The 19,135-nt window shown below is 69.5% G+C and carries 16 protein-coding genes; 1 reads left to right on the top strand and 15 read right to left on the bottom strand.

The annotated features are described in order from the left end of the window. Positions 1 to 153: 153 nt before the first annotated feature. A complete protein-coding gene (gene dapB / locus ACIO3S_RS23085; RefSeq protein ID WP_400468018.1) occupies positions 154 to 897 on the bottom strand; it encodes a 4-hydroxy-tetrahydrodipicolinate reductase in 744 nt (247 codons plus the stop codon). 179 nt (positions 898 to 1,076) lie between these two features. On the opposite strand from dapB, the gene ACIO3S_RS23080 reads away from it, so the two are divergent. Further along, entirely contained in the window at positions 1,077 to 1,544 is a 468-nt protein-coding gene (locus ACIO3S_RS23080; protein WP_336738557.1) for a class I SAM-dependent methyltransferase, read from the top strand. Between the two features lie 154 nt (positions 1,545 to 1,698). On the opposite strand, the gene ACIO3S_RS23075 is transcribed toward ACIO3S_RS23080, so the two are convergent. From ACIO3S_RS23075 to ACIO3S_RS23010, 14 genes are all read right to left on the bottom strand, one after another. Next, positions 1,699 to 3,069, bottom strand: coding sequence for a M16 family metallopeptidase (locus ACIO3S_RS23075; protein WP_400468017.1), 1,371 nt, complete (start codon positions 3,067 to 3,069; stop codon positions 1,699 to 1,701). After that, complete coding sequence (locus tag ACIO3S_RS23070; RefSeq protein ID WP_400468016.1) at positions 3,066 to 5,327, bottom strand: polyribonucleotide nucleotidyltransferase; 2,262 nt, start codon at positions 5,325 to 5,327, stop codon at positions 3,066 to 3,068. Before ACIO3S_RS23070 ends, ACIO3S_RS23075 begins: the two co-directional genes overlap by 4 nt. A 266-nt stretch (positions 5,328 to 5,593) precedes the next feature. Next, complete coding sequence (locus ACIO3S_RS23065) at positions 5,594 to 6,778, bottom strand: molybdopterin-dependent oxidoreductase (RefSeq protein ID WP_400468015.1); 1,185 nt, start codon at positions 6,776 to 6,778, stop codon at positions 5,594 to 5,596. Positions 6,779 to 6,801: 23 nt separating this feature from the next. Then, entirely contained in the window at positions 6,802 to 8,889 is a 2,088-nt protein-coding gene (locus ACIO3S_RS23060) for an MMPL family transporter (protein ID WP_400468014.1), read from the bottom strand. Positions 8,890 to 9,029: 140 nt separating this feature from the next. Next, the gene (rpsO, locus tag ACIO3S_RS23055; RefSeq protein ID WP_008363208.1) at positions 9,030 to 9,305 is read right to left on the bottom strand and encodes a 30S ribosomal protein S15; all 276 of its coding nucleotides are present in this window, start codon (positions 9,303 to 9,305) and stop codon (positions 9,030 to 9,032) included. 299 nt (positions 9,306 to 9,604) lie between these two features. Further along, positions 9,605 to 10,768: a hypothetical protein gene (locus ACIO3S_RS23050; RefSeq protein WP_400468013.1), complete on the bottom strand. Its 1,164-nt coding sequence runs from the start codon at positions 10,766 to 10,768 to the stop codon at positions 9,605 to 9,607. Beyond that, on the bottom strand, positions 10,765 to 11,091 hold the full coding sequence (locus ACIO3S_RS23045) for a PadR family transcriptional regulator (RefSeq protein WP_045548854.1): 327 nt from the start codon (positions 11,089 to 11,091) through the stop codon (positions 10,765 to 10,767). Before ACIO3S_RS23045 ends, ACIO3S_RS23050 begins: the two co-directional genes overlap by 4 nt. Positions 11,092 to 11,207: 116 nt before the next feature. Then, the gene (locus tag ACIO3S_RS23040; protein ID WP_400468012.1) at positions 11,208 to 12,095 is read right to left on the bottom strand and encodes a hypothetical protein; all 888 of its coding nucleotides are present in this window, start codon (positions 12,093 to 12,095) and stop codon (positions 11,208 to 11,210) included. A 48-nt stretch (positions 12,096 to 12,143) separates the two neighbouring features. After that, on the bottom strand, positions 12,144 to 13,088 hold the full coding sequence (locus tag ACIO3S_RS23035; RefSeq protein ID WP_400468455.1) for a bifunctional riboflavin kinase/FAD synthetase: 945 nt from the start codon (positions 13,086 to 13,088) through the stop codon (positions 12,144 to 12,146). Between the two features lie 26 nt (positions 13,089 to 13,114). Further along, complete coding sequence (locus ACIO3S_RS23030) at positions 13,115 to 14,143, bottom strand: hypothetical protein (RefSeq protein WP_400468011.1); 1,029 nt, start codon at positions 14,141 to 14,143, stop codon at positions 13,115 to 13,117. A 56-nt stretch (positions 14,144 to 14,199) separates the two neighbouring features. Further along, the gene (truB, locus tag ACIO3S_RS23025) at positions 14,200 to 15,075 is read right to left on the bottom strand and encodes a tRNA pseudouridine(55) synthase TruB (protein WP_400468010.1); all 876 of its coding nucleotides are present in this window, start codon (positions 15,073 to 15,075) and stop codon (positions 14,200 to 14,202) included. Further along, positions 15,072 to 15,527, bottom strand: a complete 456-nt coding sequence (gene rbfA / locus ACIO3S_RS23020; RefSeq protein WP_400468009.1) for a 30S ribosome-binding factor RbfA — start codon at positions 15,525 to 15,527, stop codon at positions 15,072 to 15,074. The genes truB and rbfA overlap by 4 nt, the downstream gene beginning before the upstream one ends. Before the next feature lie 161 nt (positions 15,528 to 15,688). Then, the gene (gene infB, locus ACIO3S_RS23015; protein WP_400468008.1) at positions 15,689 to 18,622 is read right to left on the bottom strand and encodes a translation initiation factor IF-2; all 2,934 of its coding nucleotides are present in this window, start codon (positions 18,620 to 18,622) and stop codon (positions 15,689 to 15,691) included. 93 nt (positions 18,623 to 18,715) lie between these two features. Then, the gene (locus tag ACIO3S_RS23010) at positions 18,716 to 19,078 is read right to left on the bottom strand and encodes a YlxR family protein (protein ID WP_400468007.1); all 363 of its coding nucleotides are present in this window, start codon (positions 19,076 to 19,078) and stop codon (positions 18,716 to 18,718) included. Positions 19,079 to 19,135 lie beyond the last annotated feature (57 nt).

Below are 19,135 nucleotides of genomic sequence, written 5' to 3'. Positions count from 1 at the left end.
CGGGGCCCCCGCCCCCCCCCCCCCCGCCCCCCGGGGCCCCCCCCCCCCCCCCCCCCCCCCCCCCCCCCCCCCCCCCCGCCCGCCCCCCACCCCCCCCCCCCCCCCCCCCCCCCCACAACTGCATTCTCGGCATCCACAGGTGCGGACTCGGGGTCAGAGGCCGAGGACGTCCTCCAGGCCGATCGTGAGCCCGGGCCGCGAGCCGATGCCGCGGATCGCGGCGAGTACGCCGTGGGCGAAGGAGGCGTGCGAGAGCGAGTCGTGACGGATGGTCAGGAGCTCGCCGACACCGCCGAGGATGACCTCCTGGTGGGCGACCGATCCGGACATGCGCAGGGAGTGGACCGGGATGCCGTCCACAGAGGCCCCACGGGCCCCGTCGAGGGCCGAGGTGGTCGCGTCGGGCGCCGGGTCCACCCCGGCCTCGCGACGCGCCGCAGCGACGAGCTCGGCGGTCCTGCGTGCCGTACCCGAAGGAGCGTCGGCCTTCCGCTCGTGGTGGGTCTCGACGATCTCCACCGACGGGAAGTGGGCCGCGGCGAGCTCGGCGAACCGCATCATCAGCACCGCGCCGACCGAGAAGTTGGGCACCACCATCGCGCCGACGCCCGGGGTCTTCGCCAGCCAGGTCTCAAGCTGCTCGACGCGGTCGGGCCCGAAGCCCGAGGTGCCGATCACCGTGTGCACGCCATGGGACAGGCAGAACTCCGCATTGCCCATCACCGCCTCGAGCGTGGTGACGTCGACGGCGACCTCGGCACCGGCGTCGGTGATCACCGAGAGCTCGTCGTCGCGACCGATCCTGGCGACGAGCTCCAGGTCGTCGGCGGACTCGACGGCCTCGCAGACCGCCGAACCGAGCTTGCCACGTGCACCGAGAACAGCCACCTTAGTCATGAGGCCACACCCTATAGATCACGCTCCAGCAACGATCCACCACCATCCGGTGAACAAATCGCGAGGCTTGTTCAGAGCTTGTCGAAGGGGCTGTGAGCGGAACCGTAGGAGGATCTGGCAGTCTTGGACCCATGGTGGTGCAGACGATCCCTGCTCGGATCCGTTGGGCCGTTGATTTCATGGACATTCAACCGAACGATCATGTCCTTGAGATCGGCTGTGGCCCGGGGGCTGGTGCCGAGCTGATCTGTAGCCGGCTGGAGACCGGAAAGCTATTTGCGATCGATCGCTCGGAGTCGGGTGTCGATCGTACGAAGCGACGCTGCGCGAAGTACCTGGAGGCAGGACGCCTCACGGTTCGCCAGATCGACCTCGCGACGCTGCGGGTCCCGGTCAAGCGGCTGACGAAGGTGTTCGCGTTCAACGTCAACCTGTTCTGGGTGCGTGACGCATCCGCCGAGATCGCGCTGCTCCACGAGCGCGTGCTCCCCGGCGGCACGGTCAACCTCTTCTACGAGGCCACCCAGCGCGAGCAGGTCCCCGAGATCATCGAGAAGTCGAGCAAGGCCCTGGCCGACGCCGGGTTCCGCGTCTCCATCGTCGACTCCAAGGTCCCCGCCGCCGTCGGGATCATCGGCAAGCGCTGACCCAGACCTCGCCGAGACGACTGGAGCGAGGTCGAGCGGCGAGCTTGCTCGTCCGCTCGCGCCGAGTGAAGGAGTAACCGCGCGAAGCGCGGAGTCGGCTCGTCATGACGAGCCGACTCGGCCGAATGTCCGGTCAGAACGCGCCGACTCGGCGTCAGGCCGGTCCCACTACCGCCAGGATCTCCGGCCGGGTGAGGATCTCGGCGGCCACCTCACGGCACTCGTCCAGAGTGACTGCGTCGATCCGTGCCAGCACCTCGTCGATCGAGTAGAGCTCGCGGTGGACCAGCTCGGCGCGGCCGATACGGGACATCCGGGAGGCGGAGTCCTCCAGGCCCAGCACGAGGCCACCGCGCAGCTGGCCCTTGCCGAGCTCGAGCTCCTCGGCGGTTATGCCGTCGCGGGCGACGGCGGCCAGCTCGGAGCGTACGACCTCGAGGACCTCGTCTAGCTTGGCCGGTAGGCAGCCGACCTGGACCCCGAAGAGACCCGTCTCGGCGTGGCTGTAGGCGTAGGAGTAGACCGAGTAGGCCAGGCCCCGGTGTTCGCGGACCTCCTGGAAGAGCCGTGATGAGGTCGCGCCGCCGACGGCGGTGTTGACCACCTCGAAGGCGAAGCGACGGTCGTCTCCACGCTGCAGACCCTCACGGGCGAGGATGACGTTGACCTGCTCCAGCGGCCGCTGGGCGCTGACCTCGCCGGGAGCGACCTCGAGCGGCGATCCCTCCCGCGGAGGCACCGGCGCGGCCGATCCCCGCAGGAAGCCCGAGCCGGAGAACGCCTTCTCCACCATCGCCACGACCTCGTCGTGGTCGAGGTTGCCGGCGACCGAGACGACCATCCTGGGCGCCACGTAGTGCGCCTGGTAGAAGTCGTTGATCTCCTCGCGGGTCAGCGCGGTGATCGAGGACTCCGTGCCGGCGATGCCGCGCCCGAGCGGTGTCTCGGCGCCCCACGCCTGCGCGGAGACGAGGTTGTGGATCACGTCGTCGGGGTCGTCGTCGTGCATCGCGATCTCGTCGAGGATCACGTCACGCTCGGCCTCCACGTCCTCCTCCGTGATCAGCGAGGAGGTCAGCATGTCGCCCACGACGTCGATCGCCAGCGGCAGGTCGACGTCGAGCACCCGCGCGTGGAAGCACGTGTACTCCTTGGCGGTGTAGGCGTTGAACTCTCCGCCGACGCGGTCCATCGAGGAGGAGATCTCCAGGGCCGTACGCGACGGGGTGCCCTTGAACAGCAGGTGCTCGAGGAAGTGGGAGCAGCCGTGCTGACGCGCGGTCTCGTCCCGGGAACCGACGCCGATGAAGACGCCGATGGCGGCCGAGCGGACCCCGGCCATCTGCTCGGTCACGATCCGCAGGCCCGAGGGATGGACCGTGCGGCGGACGAGCGATGTCACCGCGCCGTTGACCTCGGTCTGCTCGAGCGTGACGGTGGTGCCGGGCTCCTGGTTATAGCCGGAGGACCGGCCGACACCTGCGTGTCGACCGGTCCCCCGGGTGGTGCGTGACGCCAAGGTCACTCCTCGTCTGCGGCCTCGGTGGCGGTCTCCGCAGGAGCGTCCTCGGAAGGAGCCTCCTCCTCGAGCACCGGGGCCAGCGAGAGCTTGCCGCGGTCGTCGATCTCGGCGATCTCGACCTGGATCTTCTGGCCGACCTCGACGACGTCCTCCACCGACTCGACCCGCTTGCCGCCGTTGAGGGCGCGCAGCTTGGTGATGTGGAGCAGGCCGTCCTTGCCCGGGAGCAGGGCGACGAACGCGCCGAAGTTGGTCGTCTTCACGACCGTGCCGAGGTAGCGCTCGCCGACCTCGGGCATGGTCGGGTTGGCGATCGCGTTGACCGCGGCACGGGCGGCCTCGGCCGCGCCGCCGTCGGTCGCGCCGATGAGCACCGTGCCGTCGTCCTCGATGGAGATCTGGGCACCGGTGTCGTCCTGGATCTGGTTGATGACCTTGCCCTTGGGCCCGATCAGCTCGCCGATCTTGTCCACGGGGACCTTCACGGTGATGATCCGCGGAGCGGTCGGAGCCATCTCCTCGACACCGCCGATGGCCTCGTGCATGACGTCCAGGATGGTCGTACGCGCGTCCTTGGCCTGGTTGAGGGCCTGGGCGAGGACCTCGGCCGGGATGCCGTCGAGCTTGGTGTCGAGCTGCAGAGCGGTCACGAACTCCGCGGTGCCGGCGACCTTGAAGTCCATGTCGCCGAAGGCGTCCTCGGCACCAAGGATGTCGGTCAGCGCGACATACTTCGTCTCGCCGTCGATCTCACCGGAGATCAGACCCATCGCGATGCCGGCGACCGGAGCCTTGAGCGGGACACCGGCGTTGAGCAGCGACATCGTCGAGGCGCAGACCGAGCCCATCGAGGTGGAGCCGTTGGAGCCCATCGCCTCGGAGAGCTGGCGGATCGCGTAGGGGAACTCCTCGCGGCTCGGGAGCACCGGCAGGAGCGCGCGGCGGGCGAGCGCACCGTGGCCGACCTCGCGACGCTTGGGCGAGCCCACGCGGCCGGTCTCACCGGTGGAGAACGGCGGGAAGATGTACTTGTGCATGTAGCGACGGTGCTTCTCCGGGGAGAGCGTGTCGAGCTGCTGCTCCATCTTGAGCATGTCGAGGGTGGTGACACCCAGGATCTGGGTCTCGCCGCGCTCGAAGAGCGCCGAGCCGTGGACCCGCGGGATCACGCCGACCTCGGAGTGCAGCGGACGGATGTCGGCCAGGCCACGACCGTCGATGCGGACCTTGTCGCGCAGGACCTGGGTGCGGATGGCCTTCTTGGTGATGGCCTTGTACGCCGCACCGATCTCGCCCTCGCGACCCTCGAACTGGGCGCCGAGCTTCTCGAGCAGGGCGACCTTGATCCGGTCGCCCTCCTCCTCGCGCTCCAGCTTGGTCAGGACGCGCTCGCGCGAGCCCTTGACGCTGTAGAGGTCGGTGACGTCGGCACCCACGGTGGCCTCGACGGCCTCGTAGACGTCGTCCTGGTAGTCCAGGAAGACCGGGTAGTCCTGCACCGGCTTGGCGGCCTGCTTGGCCAGCTCGGCCTGCGCCTCGACCAGCTGCTTGATGAACGGCTTGGCGGCGTCCAGGCCACCGGCCACGATCGGCTCGGTCGGCGCCTGGTGGCCGGACTGGACCAGGTCCCAGGTCTTCTCGGTGGACTCGGCCTCGACCATCATGATGGCGACGTCGCCGGTGTCGGTGACGCGGCCGGCGACGACCATGTCGAAGACGGCGTTCTCGAGCTGGCTGTGGGTCGGGAAGGCGACCCACTGGCCCTCGATCAGGGCGACGCGCACGCCGCCGACCGGGCCGGAGAACGGCAGGCCGGAGAGCTGGGTGGACATCGACGCGGCGTTGATCGCGAGCACGTCGTAGGGCTGGTCGGGGTCGAGCGCCATGACGGTGATGACGACCTGGACCTCGTTGCGCAGACCCTTCTTGAAGGTCGGGCGCAGCGGGCGGTCGATCAGGCGGCAGGTGAGGATCGCGTCCTCGCCCGGGCGGCCCTCGGAGCGGAAGAAGGAGCCGGGGATCTTGCCCGCGGCGTACATCCGCTCCTCGACGTCGATGGTGAGCGGGAAGAAGTCGAAGTGGTCCTTCGGCTGCTTGGAGGCGGTGGTCGCCGAGAGCAGCATCGTCTCGTCGTCGAGGTAGGCGGTCACGGAACCCGCGGCCTGCCGGGCGAGCAGCCCGGTCTCGAACTTGACGGTGCGGGTGCCGAACTTGCCGTTGTCGATGGTCGTCTCGACGGCAGTGATGACTGGTTCAGTCAAGGATTCGTCCTTGTCTAGGTCTCGGAGCGCCCCCGCGCCGGGCATGTGCACTCGTTGTGCACGGGGCCGGTCTTCGATCGAGACCCTCAGGTCCGCGACGGACCTGGGAATCACTACCGAGGACCGAGCCGGACGGGCGGGCCGCTCCTGGTGATGTGTTCCATTTTCCGAGTGCCCGCGCGGCTGGCGCTAGCACTCATCGCTCAGCCTATCCGTCCCCTGCCCGAAATGCGGAACGGAGGCACGCGCGTGCCCCCGGCGGGGCATCACACGACGGTGACGGGGTGGCGTACGACGGCGTCGAAGAGGTAGCCGCCGGGATTGTGGGCGGCGACGTCGGGCTGGGTGCGGCCGGCCCGGTCGGTGGCACGGACGAGAATCTCGTACGCCCCCGGCTCGGGGTTGCGCCAGGTGTGGTCCCACTGCGCCCAGCCGAGGCCATGGCCGCCGGTCGGACGGCCCGGGGCGTGCGGAACCGCCCGCGCCCAGGTCGCTCCCCCGTCGGTGCTGATCTCGACCCGCGCGATCGGCGCCTTGCCGGACCAGGCGCGGCCGCTCAGCACGATCCTGTCCCCGGCCGGGAGCTCGGCGTTCCACTCGAGCTCGAGGGCGGAGCGGACCGGGTTGACGGTGAGCGGGCCGTCGACGTTGTACCACTTCGTGTCCCACGGCGAGGTCAGCACGCTCGTGGCCACCTCCAGCGAGCCGAGCCACTTGATGCTCGCGATGCCGATCCAGCCGGGCAGCAGCAGCCGCAGCGGGAAGCCGTGGTCGGGCAGCAGGTCCTCACCGTTGGCGCCCCAGACGAGCAGGGCGTCGTCGAAGGCCTTCTCGATCGGGAACGGGCGCCGCACCCGGCCGTAGTCGACACCCTTGTCCACGTAGCTGGCGTCGAGCCCGCTCGCCTGCACCGAGAGCGCATCCTGACGGATGCCGACGGCGGTCAGGACGTCGGCCAGGCGTACGCCCTTCCAGCGGACCGCACCCACCGCGCCCAGCGTCCACCGGGTGCCGCTGACCTCCTGACCCTGCTGGGTGACGAAGAAGCTGCGGCCGTTCCCGGTGCACTCGTGCACCGAGGTCGTCTCGACGTGCCGGAAGGCCTTGAGGTCGTCAAGAGTGAGCCGGACACCGGCCGGGTCGCGCAGCCCGTCCCCGAAGATCTCCAGCTCGTACGTCTCCGGGTCGATCCGCGGGGTCGCGGTGTGGTTGCGCACGAAGAGGTCGGCCTGCGGGGTCAGGTAGCGGCGCGGGTCGACCGAGTCCCAGCGGGTCTCGGCGTTGGTGCCGTAGTCGATGAACCGCTCGACGGGCAGCGGCTTGAGGATCGCTGGAGCACCCGCAGCGGCACTGGCCGTCACCGAGTCAGTGACCTGGGTGGCGCCCACAGCTGCCGCCCCGAGCGCCGCGGTGGTGAGGAAGGTGCGTCGGTTCAGACCTGGGGACGTCATGCCGAGATATTAACATGAGCAACTTACTCTTGTTTAGGTTTCGCCAGACGGCTCGGCCACCAGATCCGATCGCCGGCATCGAGGTTGATGGCGGTGACCAGGATCGACCGGACGATCATCGTGTCGAGCATGACCCCCAGCGCGACGGTCACCCCGATCTCGGCCAGGAAGACCATCGGCAGCGAGCCGAGCACCAGGAACGTCGCGGCGAGGACGACGCCCGCCGAGGTGATCACGCCACCGGTCGAGGTCAGGCCGACGAGCGCCCCTGCCCGGGTGCCGAGGACCTGCGACTCCTCACGCACCCTGGTCATCAGGAAGATGTTGTAGTCGATGCCCAGCGCGACCAGGAACACGAACGCGAACAGGGGGAACCCCGGATCCGTGCCGGCGAAGCCGAAGACGAACTCGAAGAGCAGCACGGAGATGCCGAGTGCCGCCCCGAACGACAGGATCACGGTGCCGAGCAGGATCAGCGGGGCGACCAGCGCCCGCAGGAGCACCATCAACACCAGCAGCACGACCAGCAGGACGATCGGGATGATCACCAGGTTGTCGCGCTGACTGGCCTCGAGGGTGTCGAACATCATCGCCGAGGTCCCGGTGACCAGCGCGCTCGAGCCGTCCACCTCCTGCACCTCCGCCCGTGCGGCGGCCACGATGTCGTACGCCTCGGGCGAGGTCACGTCCGCGTCCACCACCGCTGCGATCGCGACGACGCCGTCCTGCGGCGGACCGAGCGGGAAGCTCACCATCTCCCCCGCCGGGGTCGCGGTGGGCACCAGCCCGTCGACGCCGTCGAGCGCCTGCTGCACCTGCTCCTGCGCCGCCGCGTCGGCGACCACGAGCAGCTGGTTGGACTGGTCGGCCATCTCGTGGTCGATCAGCACCTGCTGGCCGGTGATCGAGTCGAACTCCTTGGTGTAGGTCTCGTCCGATGCCAGCCCGTTGGCGTCGAGCCGGAACAGGCCGAGGCAGGCGAGGAGCAGAATACCGGTCGTCACCACCCAGACCCTGCGCGGCCGGACCGAGACCATCCGGCCGACCCTCGCCCACAGTCCGGTGTCGGTCGGATCCACCGACCCGTACGCCGGACGCTTCGGCCAGAAGACCCAGCGGCCGCAGATGACCAGCAGGGCGGGCAGCAGGGTGACCATCACCAGATAGGTCACCCCGATCCCGACGGCCACGACCGGCCCCATCCCCGAGGTCGAGTTCATCTCCGCGAAGGTCAGGCAGAGCATGGCCAGGGCGACGGTCACGGCGCTGGCGAGGATCGCCGGAGCGGCACGGTGCAGGGCATGCGCCATCGCGTCGTGACGGTCCTCGAAGTTGCGCAGCTCCTCGCGGTAGCGCGAGACCAGCAGCAGGGCGTAGTCGGTGCCGGCACCGATCGCCAGGATGCTCAAGATGGCCTGGCTCTGGCCGTTGACGGTCAGCCCTGCCTCCTTCGCCAGGAAGTAGACCAGGCCCATCGTCACGCCCAGGCCGACCACCACCGAGACGATCGGGAAGAGCCACAGCACCGGGCTGCGATAGACGAACAGCAAGATGATCACGACCACCGCGAGCGCAGCCAGCAGCAGCGTCGTGTCGATGCCGCCGAACGCCTCCGCCGCGTCGGCCGCGGAGCCACCCTGGCCGGTGACGTGCAGCCGTACGCCGTCGTGGTCGGCGATCCCGCGGACCTCGTCGACGAGGTCGGGCATCTTGTTCCAGCCGTCGGAACCGAGGTCGAAGGTCACGGTGAGCTGGGCGACCTCGCCGTCCTCGGACAACAGCGGCGGCTCGATCTCGCCCTCGACCCCGTCGAGACCACTGAGCTCGGCGATGTCGCTCGAGGCGACCGCGGCGAGGTCGGCTCCGGTGGTGGTGGTCGAGGTGTAGACGAGCGTGGTGGGGATCGCGTTGGGGTCCTGGAAGGGGCTCATCTTGTCGAAGCCGCGGGTCGACTCCGCCGACTCCGGCAGCCACGAGCTGGCCTCGTTGTTCTGCACCTCGGTCAGCTTCCCGGCGAACCCGCCGAGGGCGACCACGGCGAGCAGCCAGAACACCACCACGACGTACTTGGTCTTCGGCCCGGTCAGTTTGCCCGCAATCTGTCGATGCACGGTCTCAACACTGCGCCTGATTCATCCGAGATCGATCAGAATCGCCCCAAGAACCCCGCTGCGGGCCCAACCTTCCCTAAAACAGGCGAACGGGCCGCCCCCGGTGTGGGGGCGGCCCGCCGCTTACGAAGATCAGGAGATCAACGACGAAGGCCGAGCTTCTCGATGATCGAGCGGTAGCGCTCGATGTCCTTCTTCTGAAGGTAGTTGAGAAGGCGGCGGCGCTGGCCGACGAGCAGCAGCAGACCACGACGGCTGTGGTGGTCGTGCTTGTGCTCCTTGAGGTGGTCGGTCAGGTGGGAGATGCGGTGCGACAGCAGCGCGATCTGCACCTCCGGCGAGCCGGTGTCACCCTCGGTCGTGGCGTACTCGGCGATGATCTTCTTCTTGGTCTCCGCGTCAGTTCCAACTGCCATGCGAAGGCTCCCTTCCGGCCCGTAGGCCTACTCGTTGCGCGGCGCGCCCGGGCCTGTTCACCGGGGCACTCTTGGTCCGCGGCCGATTTCACGGCTTGAGCCGCCGACCCCCATGGGTCGACAACCCGAGAAGATTAACAGCGAGCCGGCGTACGCCCCGAATCGCCGCCGGATCACGCCACGAGCACCAGGCGCGCCACCAGCCGGCGCAACCTCCACCACAGCTTCATCACCCTCACCTCGTCTCTCCGCCATCTGGATCGACGCTGGAGAACCAGGATCGGTTGCATCAGGTCGGGTCATGGCCTGACATTGGTACCCGCGGACGCGCTCGGAGATGCGCTCGGCGAGCTCGTGGTCACGCCGGGCAGCGACACCTTCGGTACGGTCGCCAGCGGCGGCTCCTGGATCGCCGGCGCGTTCTCGCTCCCGTCCGCGAACGCGTTCGGGTCGAGCGCGGTGTCCGGCTGGACCCGGCTGGGCAGCGGGAAGACGTTGTAGAGCTGCGCGGCACCGTTGGACCACGGGTAGAAGATCCGTGGCTGCAGCGGCTCACCGGTCATCTCGTCGGTGCAGACGACCTCGGCCATGTCGAGCTCGTCGCCGATGACCGGCGGGAGCGGCGCGGCGCTCGTCGAGGTGCAGTCGGGCTGGGTGACGACGTCGATCGGCTTTCCCTCCTGGTCGAAGAGCTGGACGCCGGTCAGCGGCTTGCCCGCGGCGTCGTACGGGTAGATGTTGCTGACCCATCTCCCGTCGGAGTAGATCCCGGCCTGCTCGTCGATCGGCGCGCCGTAGCCGCCGCCGGCACCGGCCTCGTTGAAGCCGTCGCTCCAGCCGCGGTCGTACTCGCTCCCTCCCCCGCCCCAGGACGCCCAGCACAGGAAGAGCACGAAGGCGGCCAAGGCGTTCAGCCCCAGGAGCACGACACGTGCGGCGGTCCCCCGCTCGCCACCGGGCCAGACCCGGCCGGCGCCGACGAACATGCTGATCGCCACGGCGACGATGAGCAACACCACCGCCGGGGCGCTCGACATCTGCCAGCTGAGGAACACCGAGACCAGCCAGACGGCCGCCCAGGCACGCACGATCCACCACAGCGGCCGCAGCCAGGCGACCACCGGCCCCAGGTCCGTACGCAGCAGCTCCCCGAGCTTGGCGACCGCCGCGTCGAAGCGGTCGTGGCCGGCGTCCAGGAGCCCGTCGACACGCTCCGCGAACCCCCGAGGCGCCTTCACGCCTACCGGGATGCCCGCCGCGGCCCGCAGCTCCTTGGCGTACTCGACCGGGTCCCCGAGCGCATCGGGACCGCGCTCCTCGACCAGCTCGGTGAAGTCGGCCTCGAGCCCGTCGGTGATGTCGCTGAGCACCTCCGGGTCGAGGTCGTCGAGCTCGCGGCGTACGCGAGCCAGGAAGAGCCGCACCTCCGGCGCGACGTTCGGCTCGGCATCTGTGGTCGTCATGCGCTTGCCCCTCGGAGGATCTCGGTGACGGTGGTGGAGAAGTGGGACCAGTCCTCGCTCTGCTGCTTGAGCTGGCCTTGACCGGCAGGTGTGATGCCGTAGTACTTACGGTGCGGACCCGACTCCGACGGGACGACGTAGGACGTCAGGGCGCCCGCGGCGTACAGCCGCCGCAGGGTGCCGTAGACCGAAGCGTCGCCGACGTCCGTGAGCCCGCTGTCGCGGAGCTTGCGGACGATGTCATAGCCGTACGCGTCCTCGCCGTCGACAACGGCCAGGACGGTCAGGTCGAGCACCCCTTTGAGCAGTTGGGTGGTATCCATGCTTCGCACACTACTACGCAGTGCGCACTACTTGCCAGAGCATTGCACCGCGCGTCGCCGAAGAGCTCAGCGACGTCGAGGAGCCGGCCCGGAACCCGGCGCTGGAACGGGCTCGGCTAGGACCGGCCGCGTACGTCGCGGACGAAGTCCTTCCAGGCGGCCGTGTCGCCGGCCGGCCCGGAGCCCCGGACGGGGCCGGTGAAGGTGCGTACCTGGACGGGCTGAACGGGCCGCCCCGACGGCGAGGCGGGCGCGAGGCGGGTCTGGGCGGTCGGCACCGCGACGCTGGCGCGCAGCTGCTGGCCGTAGCCACCCGGCGCTCTCCCGGGGCCGCCGGGTCCACCGGGCCCACCGGGGCCCGCGGGGCCACCAGGGCCGCCGGATCCGCCGGAGATGAGCGAGGACATCGGCGTGTACTCCTCCACCTCGTCGCTCTTGCCCGGCACCGCGAGCCAGATCAGCGCGATCAGGAAGCCGGTCGCCCACCCGTAGGTCAGTCCGTACGCAGCACCCGACTCGAGCGCTTCGCCGAGCGTCGCCACGAACGACGCCGAGTTGCCGGCGAGGTAGGAGTAGAGGCTCCCGGCCACCTGTCCGGCGGCGGTGGCGACGATCGCGGCGAACCAGCAGCCGAGGAACACCGGCCAGAACGCCCGCGGCCAGATGCCGATGGTGCCGAGCCAGGTCAACAGCCAAGTGAGCACGAAGACGGTGCCGGTGAGGACGGCGGAGTTCACCAGGTCGTCGCCGGAGAAGAGGCCGCTGAAGGAGCCGTCGCCGAAGTAGGTGAGCCGGTCGCCGAGCAGCGCGGCCACCCAGCCGGCCGAGTCGGTGCCGTTCTCCTCCATCCAGGTCGAGAACGGGGCGGAGCCGGAGAGGAACTGCAGGACCCAGAGGCCACCGGTGACCAGGACCGCGTTGAGGAAGGCCGGGATGCCGCCGCGGGGGCGCTCGGCCTCGACCTCGGTCTCGTAGGCGGACGTTGGGGTGGGGTGGGGATCCATAGCCAACAATTCAACCGCACCTGGACCCTGCTGAACAGGCCGCGGGGTCTACGGCTCGGTAAGACTCTGCTGAAGGATGGCGCGTGCCCGCACCACGTCGGCGCGCATCTGCTCGACGAGTGCGTCGATCCCCTCGAAGGCGACCATGCCGCGCAGCCGCTCCACGAAGGCGACCTCGACCTCGACGCCGTAGAGCTCCAGGTCGTCGCGGTCGAGCACGTAGGACTCGACCCGGCGACCGACCACGCCCTCGAAGGTGGGGTTCGTGCCGACCGAGATGGCGGCGGGGAACCGCTCGCCGGTGTCGCGCCTCGTCAGCCAGCCCGCGTAGATGCCGTCGGGCGGCACCGCGGTCAGCGAGTCGGTGGGCACGTTGGCCGTCGGGAAGCCGAGCTCGCGGCCACGCTGGTCGCCCTTCACGACGACCCCGCGGACCGAGTAGGGACGGCCGAGCGCCTCGGCGGCGCCGGTGACGTCACCGGTCGCCAGACACGTACGGATGTAGGTCGAGGACCACACCTGGGGCCCGCCGTCGAGCGGGATCCCCTCGGCGGAGAAGTCGTGGATCTTGCCGTAGGCGACCAGGTCGGCCACGTCACCGGCGGCCTTGCAGCCGTAGCGGAAGTTGGCGCCGACCACGCACGCCTCTGCGTGCAGCGCGTCGACCAGCACGCGCTGGGCGAAGTCGTCGGGTGACCAGTTGGCCATCTCCATGTCGAACGGCAGCGCGAGCACGGCGTCGGCACCGGCCGCCAGCAGGAGCTCGGCGCGCTCCTCCATCGTGGTGAGCACACCGGGGGCGTGCTCGGGCCGCAGCACCGCCATCGGGTGCGGGTCGAAGGTGACCGCCACCAGGGTGAGGTCCTTGGCGTCCGCCACCTCGCGCCCCCGGCGCAGCACATGCTGGTGCCCGAGATGGACGCCGTCGAAGTTGCCGATCACGACGGCCGTACGGCCCAGACCGGATGGCACCTCACTGAGACTTCGCCACAACACCCGGACAGAATATCGGTGGTTGCTCACTGGGATCGGACCTGGGCCGACTGGCGGGCGCGGAGAGCGAGATAGACCGCGCGCATCCCGACCGCTCGTTCGATCTCACGCAGCACCGTGCCAAAGAACTGCTCGCGGTAGATCTCGTCGGTGACCGTCGAGACCGTGACGTAGAGCGAGGAGAAGGCGGAGAGGAACAGCGCCACCTTGACCAGCTCACCCGACACGTTGGGCAGCCAGGACAGGTTGTGCAGGGACTCCTGCCCAGTCCAGCCCATCTGGACGCCGTCGGTCATCACGATCGCCCCGAAGACCAGGAAGAACGCGAAGACCGCGAACGCGATCAGCAGCACCTGGGTGGCCTGGATGACCAGCAGCGCGAGCACCAGGTTCCAGCGCTCATAACCGGACACATGGGCGAACTCCGCCGGGTCGGTGCTCTTGCCGTCGCGGGCGCCCTCGACGAGCTCTGCGCACGCGGTCTCCAGCGGCGTGCGCGCGCAGGTGCGGAGGAGGAACTCGGCGTCCACGTCGTCGTCGATCCGGTCGACCTCCTCGGGCAGTCGGACCAGGAGGAACGCCACCGCTGACCCACCGAACAACAGCGTCACCAGCCACAACGCGCCCGCGTCGAGGTTCGCCGACATCTCCCAGACCTCGGCGTTGATGAAGAGGAACGTGATGAAGAGCAGCAGCAGGGGCAGCGCACGCAGGGCCATCGGCAGCAGCCGTGGCAGTGATCCGAAGGTACGTCCCACCGCCCAGGTGAGGATCGGGCGGAACCGCATCGCGGTCAGCGCATACCACCCGGCCGCGGCCCCGCCGAGGGTCAGCAGCAACGCCGGCCCGGCGCCGACGTCGCCGGTCACCCACGCCAGCGCGACCCCTGCCGCCACTGCGACTATCACGACTACCAGACCGATCCGAACCGTACGCCGCGGCCGCATCGCCGCTCGCACCGCATCGCGCTCCTCCGGAACGAAGTAGGTGAGCCCGTTGCGCCGGAACCACGCGTCAGTGAGCCGTAGCGTCTCGGCCGATCCGTTCTGCTCCACAAGAGCATCATCCTCGCAGGCTTTACCGCCCACCGGGCTCGCGGGCCCGTGGTGGTTCACCCCACGAAGACGGCTGCCGCCTTGGCACTCTGCGCTCCGACCGGCTCGTAGAGCGCCAGGAACTCCCCGTCGGGGGCGAAGACGGCGGTCAGCCCGTCGAGCCCGAGCCCGAGCTTGCGCCCGTAGCGGACGTCCTGCGCCTGCTCCTCGGAGAGGTCGTACGCCGGGAAGGCGGCCCTGGCCGCGTCGCTGAGCCCCAGCACACCGAACTCGTCGGCGAGCTCGTCGAGCGTCTTCGCGGCCGCGAGGTCGTACGGTCCGACCGCGGTGCGACGCAGCATCGTCAGATGTCCACCGACCCCGAGCGCCGCGCCGACGTCGCGGGCGATCGCCCGGATGTAGGTGCCGGAGGAGCAGCGCACGGAGATGTCGACGTCGACCACGTCGCCCTCGCTCCGGAGCTCACCGACGGTGAGCTCGTGCACCGTGACCGGTCGCGCCTTCAGCTCGACCTGCTCCCCGTCGCGTACGCGTTGGTAGGCGCGCTTGCCGTCGACCTTGATCGCCGACACCGCGGTCGGCACCTGGAGGATGTCGCCGACCTGGGTGGCGAAGGCGCTGCGTACCTCGTCCTCGGTCAGACCGCTCGCGGTCGTCTCGGCGACGACCTCGCCCTCGGCGTCGTCGGTGGTGGTCGAGATCCCCAGACGCACGGTCGCGTCATAGGACTTCTCGGTCAGCATCAGGTGACCGAGGAGCCGGGTGGCCCGCTCGACCCCCAGCACCAGTACGCCGGTGGCCATCGGATCCAGGGTGCCGGCATGTCCGACCTTGCGGGTGCCGGCCAGGCGGCGTACGCGCGCGACGACGTCGTGGGAGGTGACCCCGGCGGGCTTGTCGACGATGACGAGCCCGGCGACAGGAGAGCTCACTCCTCGTCGTCCTCGTCCCAGTCGTCCTCGGCGTCGCGGGGCTTCTTGTAGGGGTCCGGCTCGCCGGCGTAGGTCTCCCCGCGCGCAGCGGCGACCGCGTCGTCCTGTGCCTTGGCGCGCGCGAGCACGTCGTCGAGGTGGCGGGCGGTCTCCGGCAGCGCGTCGTGGATGAACTCCAGCGTCGGCGCGGTGCGGGTGCCGAGCTGCTTGGCGACCTCGGAGCGGATCAGCCCCTTGGCCGACTCCAGCGCGGCGGCCGTGCCGGCCAGCTCCGCCTCCGAGTCGGCGCCGAGCACCGTGTAGAAGATCGTGGCCTGCTGACTGTCGCCGGTGACGCGCACGTCGGTGACGGTGACGAACCCGATCCGCGGATCCTTGATCCGCCGCTCCAGCATCTGGGCGACGATCACCTTGATCCGGTCAGCAATGCGGCGTACGCGAGGGCTGCTCATATCTCAAACTCTCTCAAAAAAGCGCCGAGTCGGCGCAAACTGACCGAGAAGTCCGCCGAGTCGGCTCGTCATGACGAGCCGACTCGGCGTCATTTTCGGTGAGAACGCGCCGAGTCGGCGCATCTTTTCGTCAAGATGCGCCGACTCGGCAGGGGCTGGGGTCAGCCCCGGGGAATCTCCACCATCTCGAAGGCTTCGATGATGTCGCCTTCCTTGATGTCCTGGAAGTTCTTCAGGACCAGACCGCACTCGAAGCCCTCGCGGACCTCGGAGGCGTCGTCCTTCTCGCGGCGCAGCGAGGCCAGGTCGAGGTTGTCGGCCGCCACGGCGCCGTCGCGCAGGACTCGAACCTTGGCGTTGCGGCGGATGAGGCCCTCGGTGACCATACAACCGGCGATGTTTCCGGCCTTCGACGAGCGGAAGATCGCACGGATCTCCGCCTTGCCGAGGACCTTCTCCTCGTACTCCGGCTTGAGCATGCCCTTGAGGGCCGCCTCGATCTCCTCGATCGCCTGGTAGATGACCGAGTAGTAGCGGATCTCGACACCCTCGCGATCGGCCAGCTCCGTCGCCTTGCCCTGCGGGCGGACGTTGAAGCCGATGATGATCGCGTCGGAGGCAGCAGCCAGGTCGACGTTGGTCTCGGTGATCGCACCGACACCGCGGTCGATGACCCGGATGGAGACCTCGTCGCCACCCACGTCGATCTTGGCCAGTGCGTCCTCGAGCGCCTCGACCGAACCGGACACGTCGCCCTTGAGGATGAGGTTGAGCTCCTGGCTCTCGCCCTTCTCCATGGAGGCCATGAAGTCCTCCAGCGTGCGGCGTACGCGGCGCTTGGCCTGCTGCGCGGCACGCTCGCGTGCCTCGCGCTTCTCGGCGATCTGGCGAGCCATGCGGTCGTCCTCGACGACCAGGAAGCTCTGACCGGCACCCGGCACCGCCGAGAGACCCAGGACCATCGCCGGACGCGACGGAGTCGCCTCGGTGATCTCGTGACCGTACTCGTCGATCATCGCGCGGACACGGCCGTGGGCCGGACCGGCGACGATGGACTCACCCACGCGCAGCGTGCCGCGCTGGACCAGGATGGTCGCGACGGGGCCGCGACCGCGGTCGAGGTGAGCCTCGATCACGATGCCCTGCGCGTCCTGGCTGGCGTTGGCCTGCAGGTCGAGCGAGGCGTCGGCAGTCAGAACGACGGCCTCGAGAAGGCCCTCGATGTTGATCCGCGACTTCGCCGAGATCTCGACGAACATCGTGTCGCCGCCGTACTCCTCGGGGATGAGGCCGTACTCGGTCAGCTGGCCACGGACCTTGGTCGGGTCCGCCTCCGGCTTGTCGATCTTGTTGATCGCGACCACGATCGGGACACCGGCCGCCTTGGCGTGGTTGAGCGCCTCGATGGTCTGCGGCATCACACCGTCATCGGCCGCGACCACGAGGATCGCGAGGTCCGAGGACTGCGAACCGCGGGCACGCATGGCGGTGAACGCCTCGTGACCCGGGGTGTCGATGAAGGTGATCTTGCGCTCGTTGCCGTCGACCTCGGTCGAGACCTGGTAGGCACCGATGTGCTGGGTGATGCCACCGGCCTCGCCCTCGATGACGTTGGCGTCACGGATGGCGTCGAGCAGCTTGGTCTTACCGTGGTCGACGTGACCCATGACGGTGACGACCGGCGGTCGGACCGTCCAGTCGGACTCGTCGCCCTCGTCGCCGAGCTCGATGTCGAAGGACTCCAGCAGCTCGCGGTCCTCGTCCTCGGGGGAGACGACCTGGACGATGTAGTTGAGCTCCTCACCGAGCAGCTCGAGGGTCTCGTCGTTGACGGACTCGGTCGCGGTGACCATCTCACCGAGGCCGAACAGCATCTGCACCAGCTGAGCCGGGTCGACGTTGATCTTCTCGGCGAAGTCGGTCAGCGAGGCGCCACGGGCGAGACGTACGGTCTCGCCGTTGCCCTTGCGTACGCGGATGCCGCCGATGGTCGGGGCCTCCATGGCCTCGAACTCCTGGCGACGCGCCCGCTTCGACTTCCGGCCACGGCGCGAGGGACCACCCGGGCGACCGAAGGCACCCTGGGTCGTTCCGCGACCACCGGGACGACCGGCACCGGGGCGACCGCCACCGGGACCGCCGCCGAAGCCGCCGCCACCGGGACGACCGGCACCGCCGCCGCCACCGGGACGACCCGGAGCACCAGCACGACCACCGCCGCCACCGGGACGACCCGGAGCACCGGCACGGCCACCGGGACCGCCACCAGGACGGGCACCGAACGCGGCCGGGGACTTCGGCATCATCGCCGGGTTGGGACGCGGCATGCCGGGACGGCCACCTGCCTGGCCGCCCTCACGGGCAGCAGCAGGACGCGGCGGACGCTGGTCGCCGCCGGCCGGGGCACCGCCCTGGCCACCTTGACCCTGGCCTCCACCCTGGCCGCCGGGACGCGGACGCCCCATGCCCTGGTTGGAGGAGAACGGGTTGTTGCCCGGGCGCGGAGCGCCGGGCTTGCCGACCGGACGCGGTCCGGGACGACCGGCACCGGCGCCGCCGGCGCCACCCGCGCCACCGCGAGCCGCAGGGGTCTGCGGACGAGCGCCGGGCTTCGGCGCACCAGGCCGGGGCGCACCCGGCTTGGGAGCGGCCGAGCGACGGTCGCCGGTCGGCGCGTTCGGGCTGGGCTTGGGAGCGGCCGGAGCAGCGGACGCCGCAGGGGCGACCGGCGGAGCCTCGGCCTTCTTGGCCGGGGGCTTCGGGCCGGGCTTGGGCGCAGCCGGCTTGGACGCCGCAGGCGCCTCGGCAGGCTTCTCGGGCGCCGTGTCCGCAGCCTTCTTGGGGGCCGCGGGCCTCGGAGCTGCCGGCTTGGGGCCGGGCTTGGGGGCGGCCTTCTCGTCCGAGGACGCGGAACCACCCTTGCCGCCGGCCTTCAGGCCGGGGCCGATCTCCTTGCGGAAACGCATCTCCGCGGGGAGCTCGACGGTCGAGCTCGCCGACTTGACGAACTCACCCATCTCCTTGAACTTCTCGAGAACGAACTTGCTCTCGACTCCGAACTCTTTGGCGAGTTCGTGGACTCGGGTCTTAGCCACGTTTCTCCTTCTGGCCACAGACCCGAGATCCGGGTGAAACTGTGACCACTAATGGTTGTAGAACACGCTCATCGCGAAGTACTCATCGAGTGCTCATGAGCTTTTGCTCCAGTTCCTGGTCAGTTGACCGTCGGCGACGGTCGTGGATGTCGGGCGCGTGTCGAGGTAGTCCTCCACCGGTGCGCTGGAAAGCCCGCCCGTGGGCCCCTTACCTTTCGGGAACAGGGCCCGGGTGAACGCCTTCCGGCGCACCGCGAGTTCGTAACACTCACGCGTGGGGTGTACATGCGCCCCACGCCCGGGTGCGGTGGCTGTCGGATCGGGCACCACGGCCAGCTGGCCGTTGCGGTCCGAGCCGGCGGTCACCCGCAACAACTCGCGCTTGGCGGCTCGCTTCCGGCAACCAACGCACGTACGGACAGGTCCGTTCTGCGTAGTTTCTTCGAGGCGTGCCACCGATCCTTAACACTACCGCTTCCGGGGTTCGGTAGACGAAACCGGGGCACAGGTCGT

The sequence above is a fragment of the Nocardioides sp. NPDC087217 genome, assembly GCF_044744805.1.
Taxonomy (GTDB): domain Bacteria; phylum Actinomycetota; class Actinomycetes; order Propionibacteriales; family Nocardioidaceae; genus Nocardioides.
Note: the sequence above shows the minus strand (reverse complement) of the source record. Positions and strands in the feature narration are given on the sequence as shown.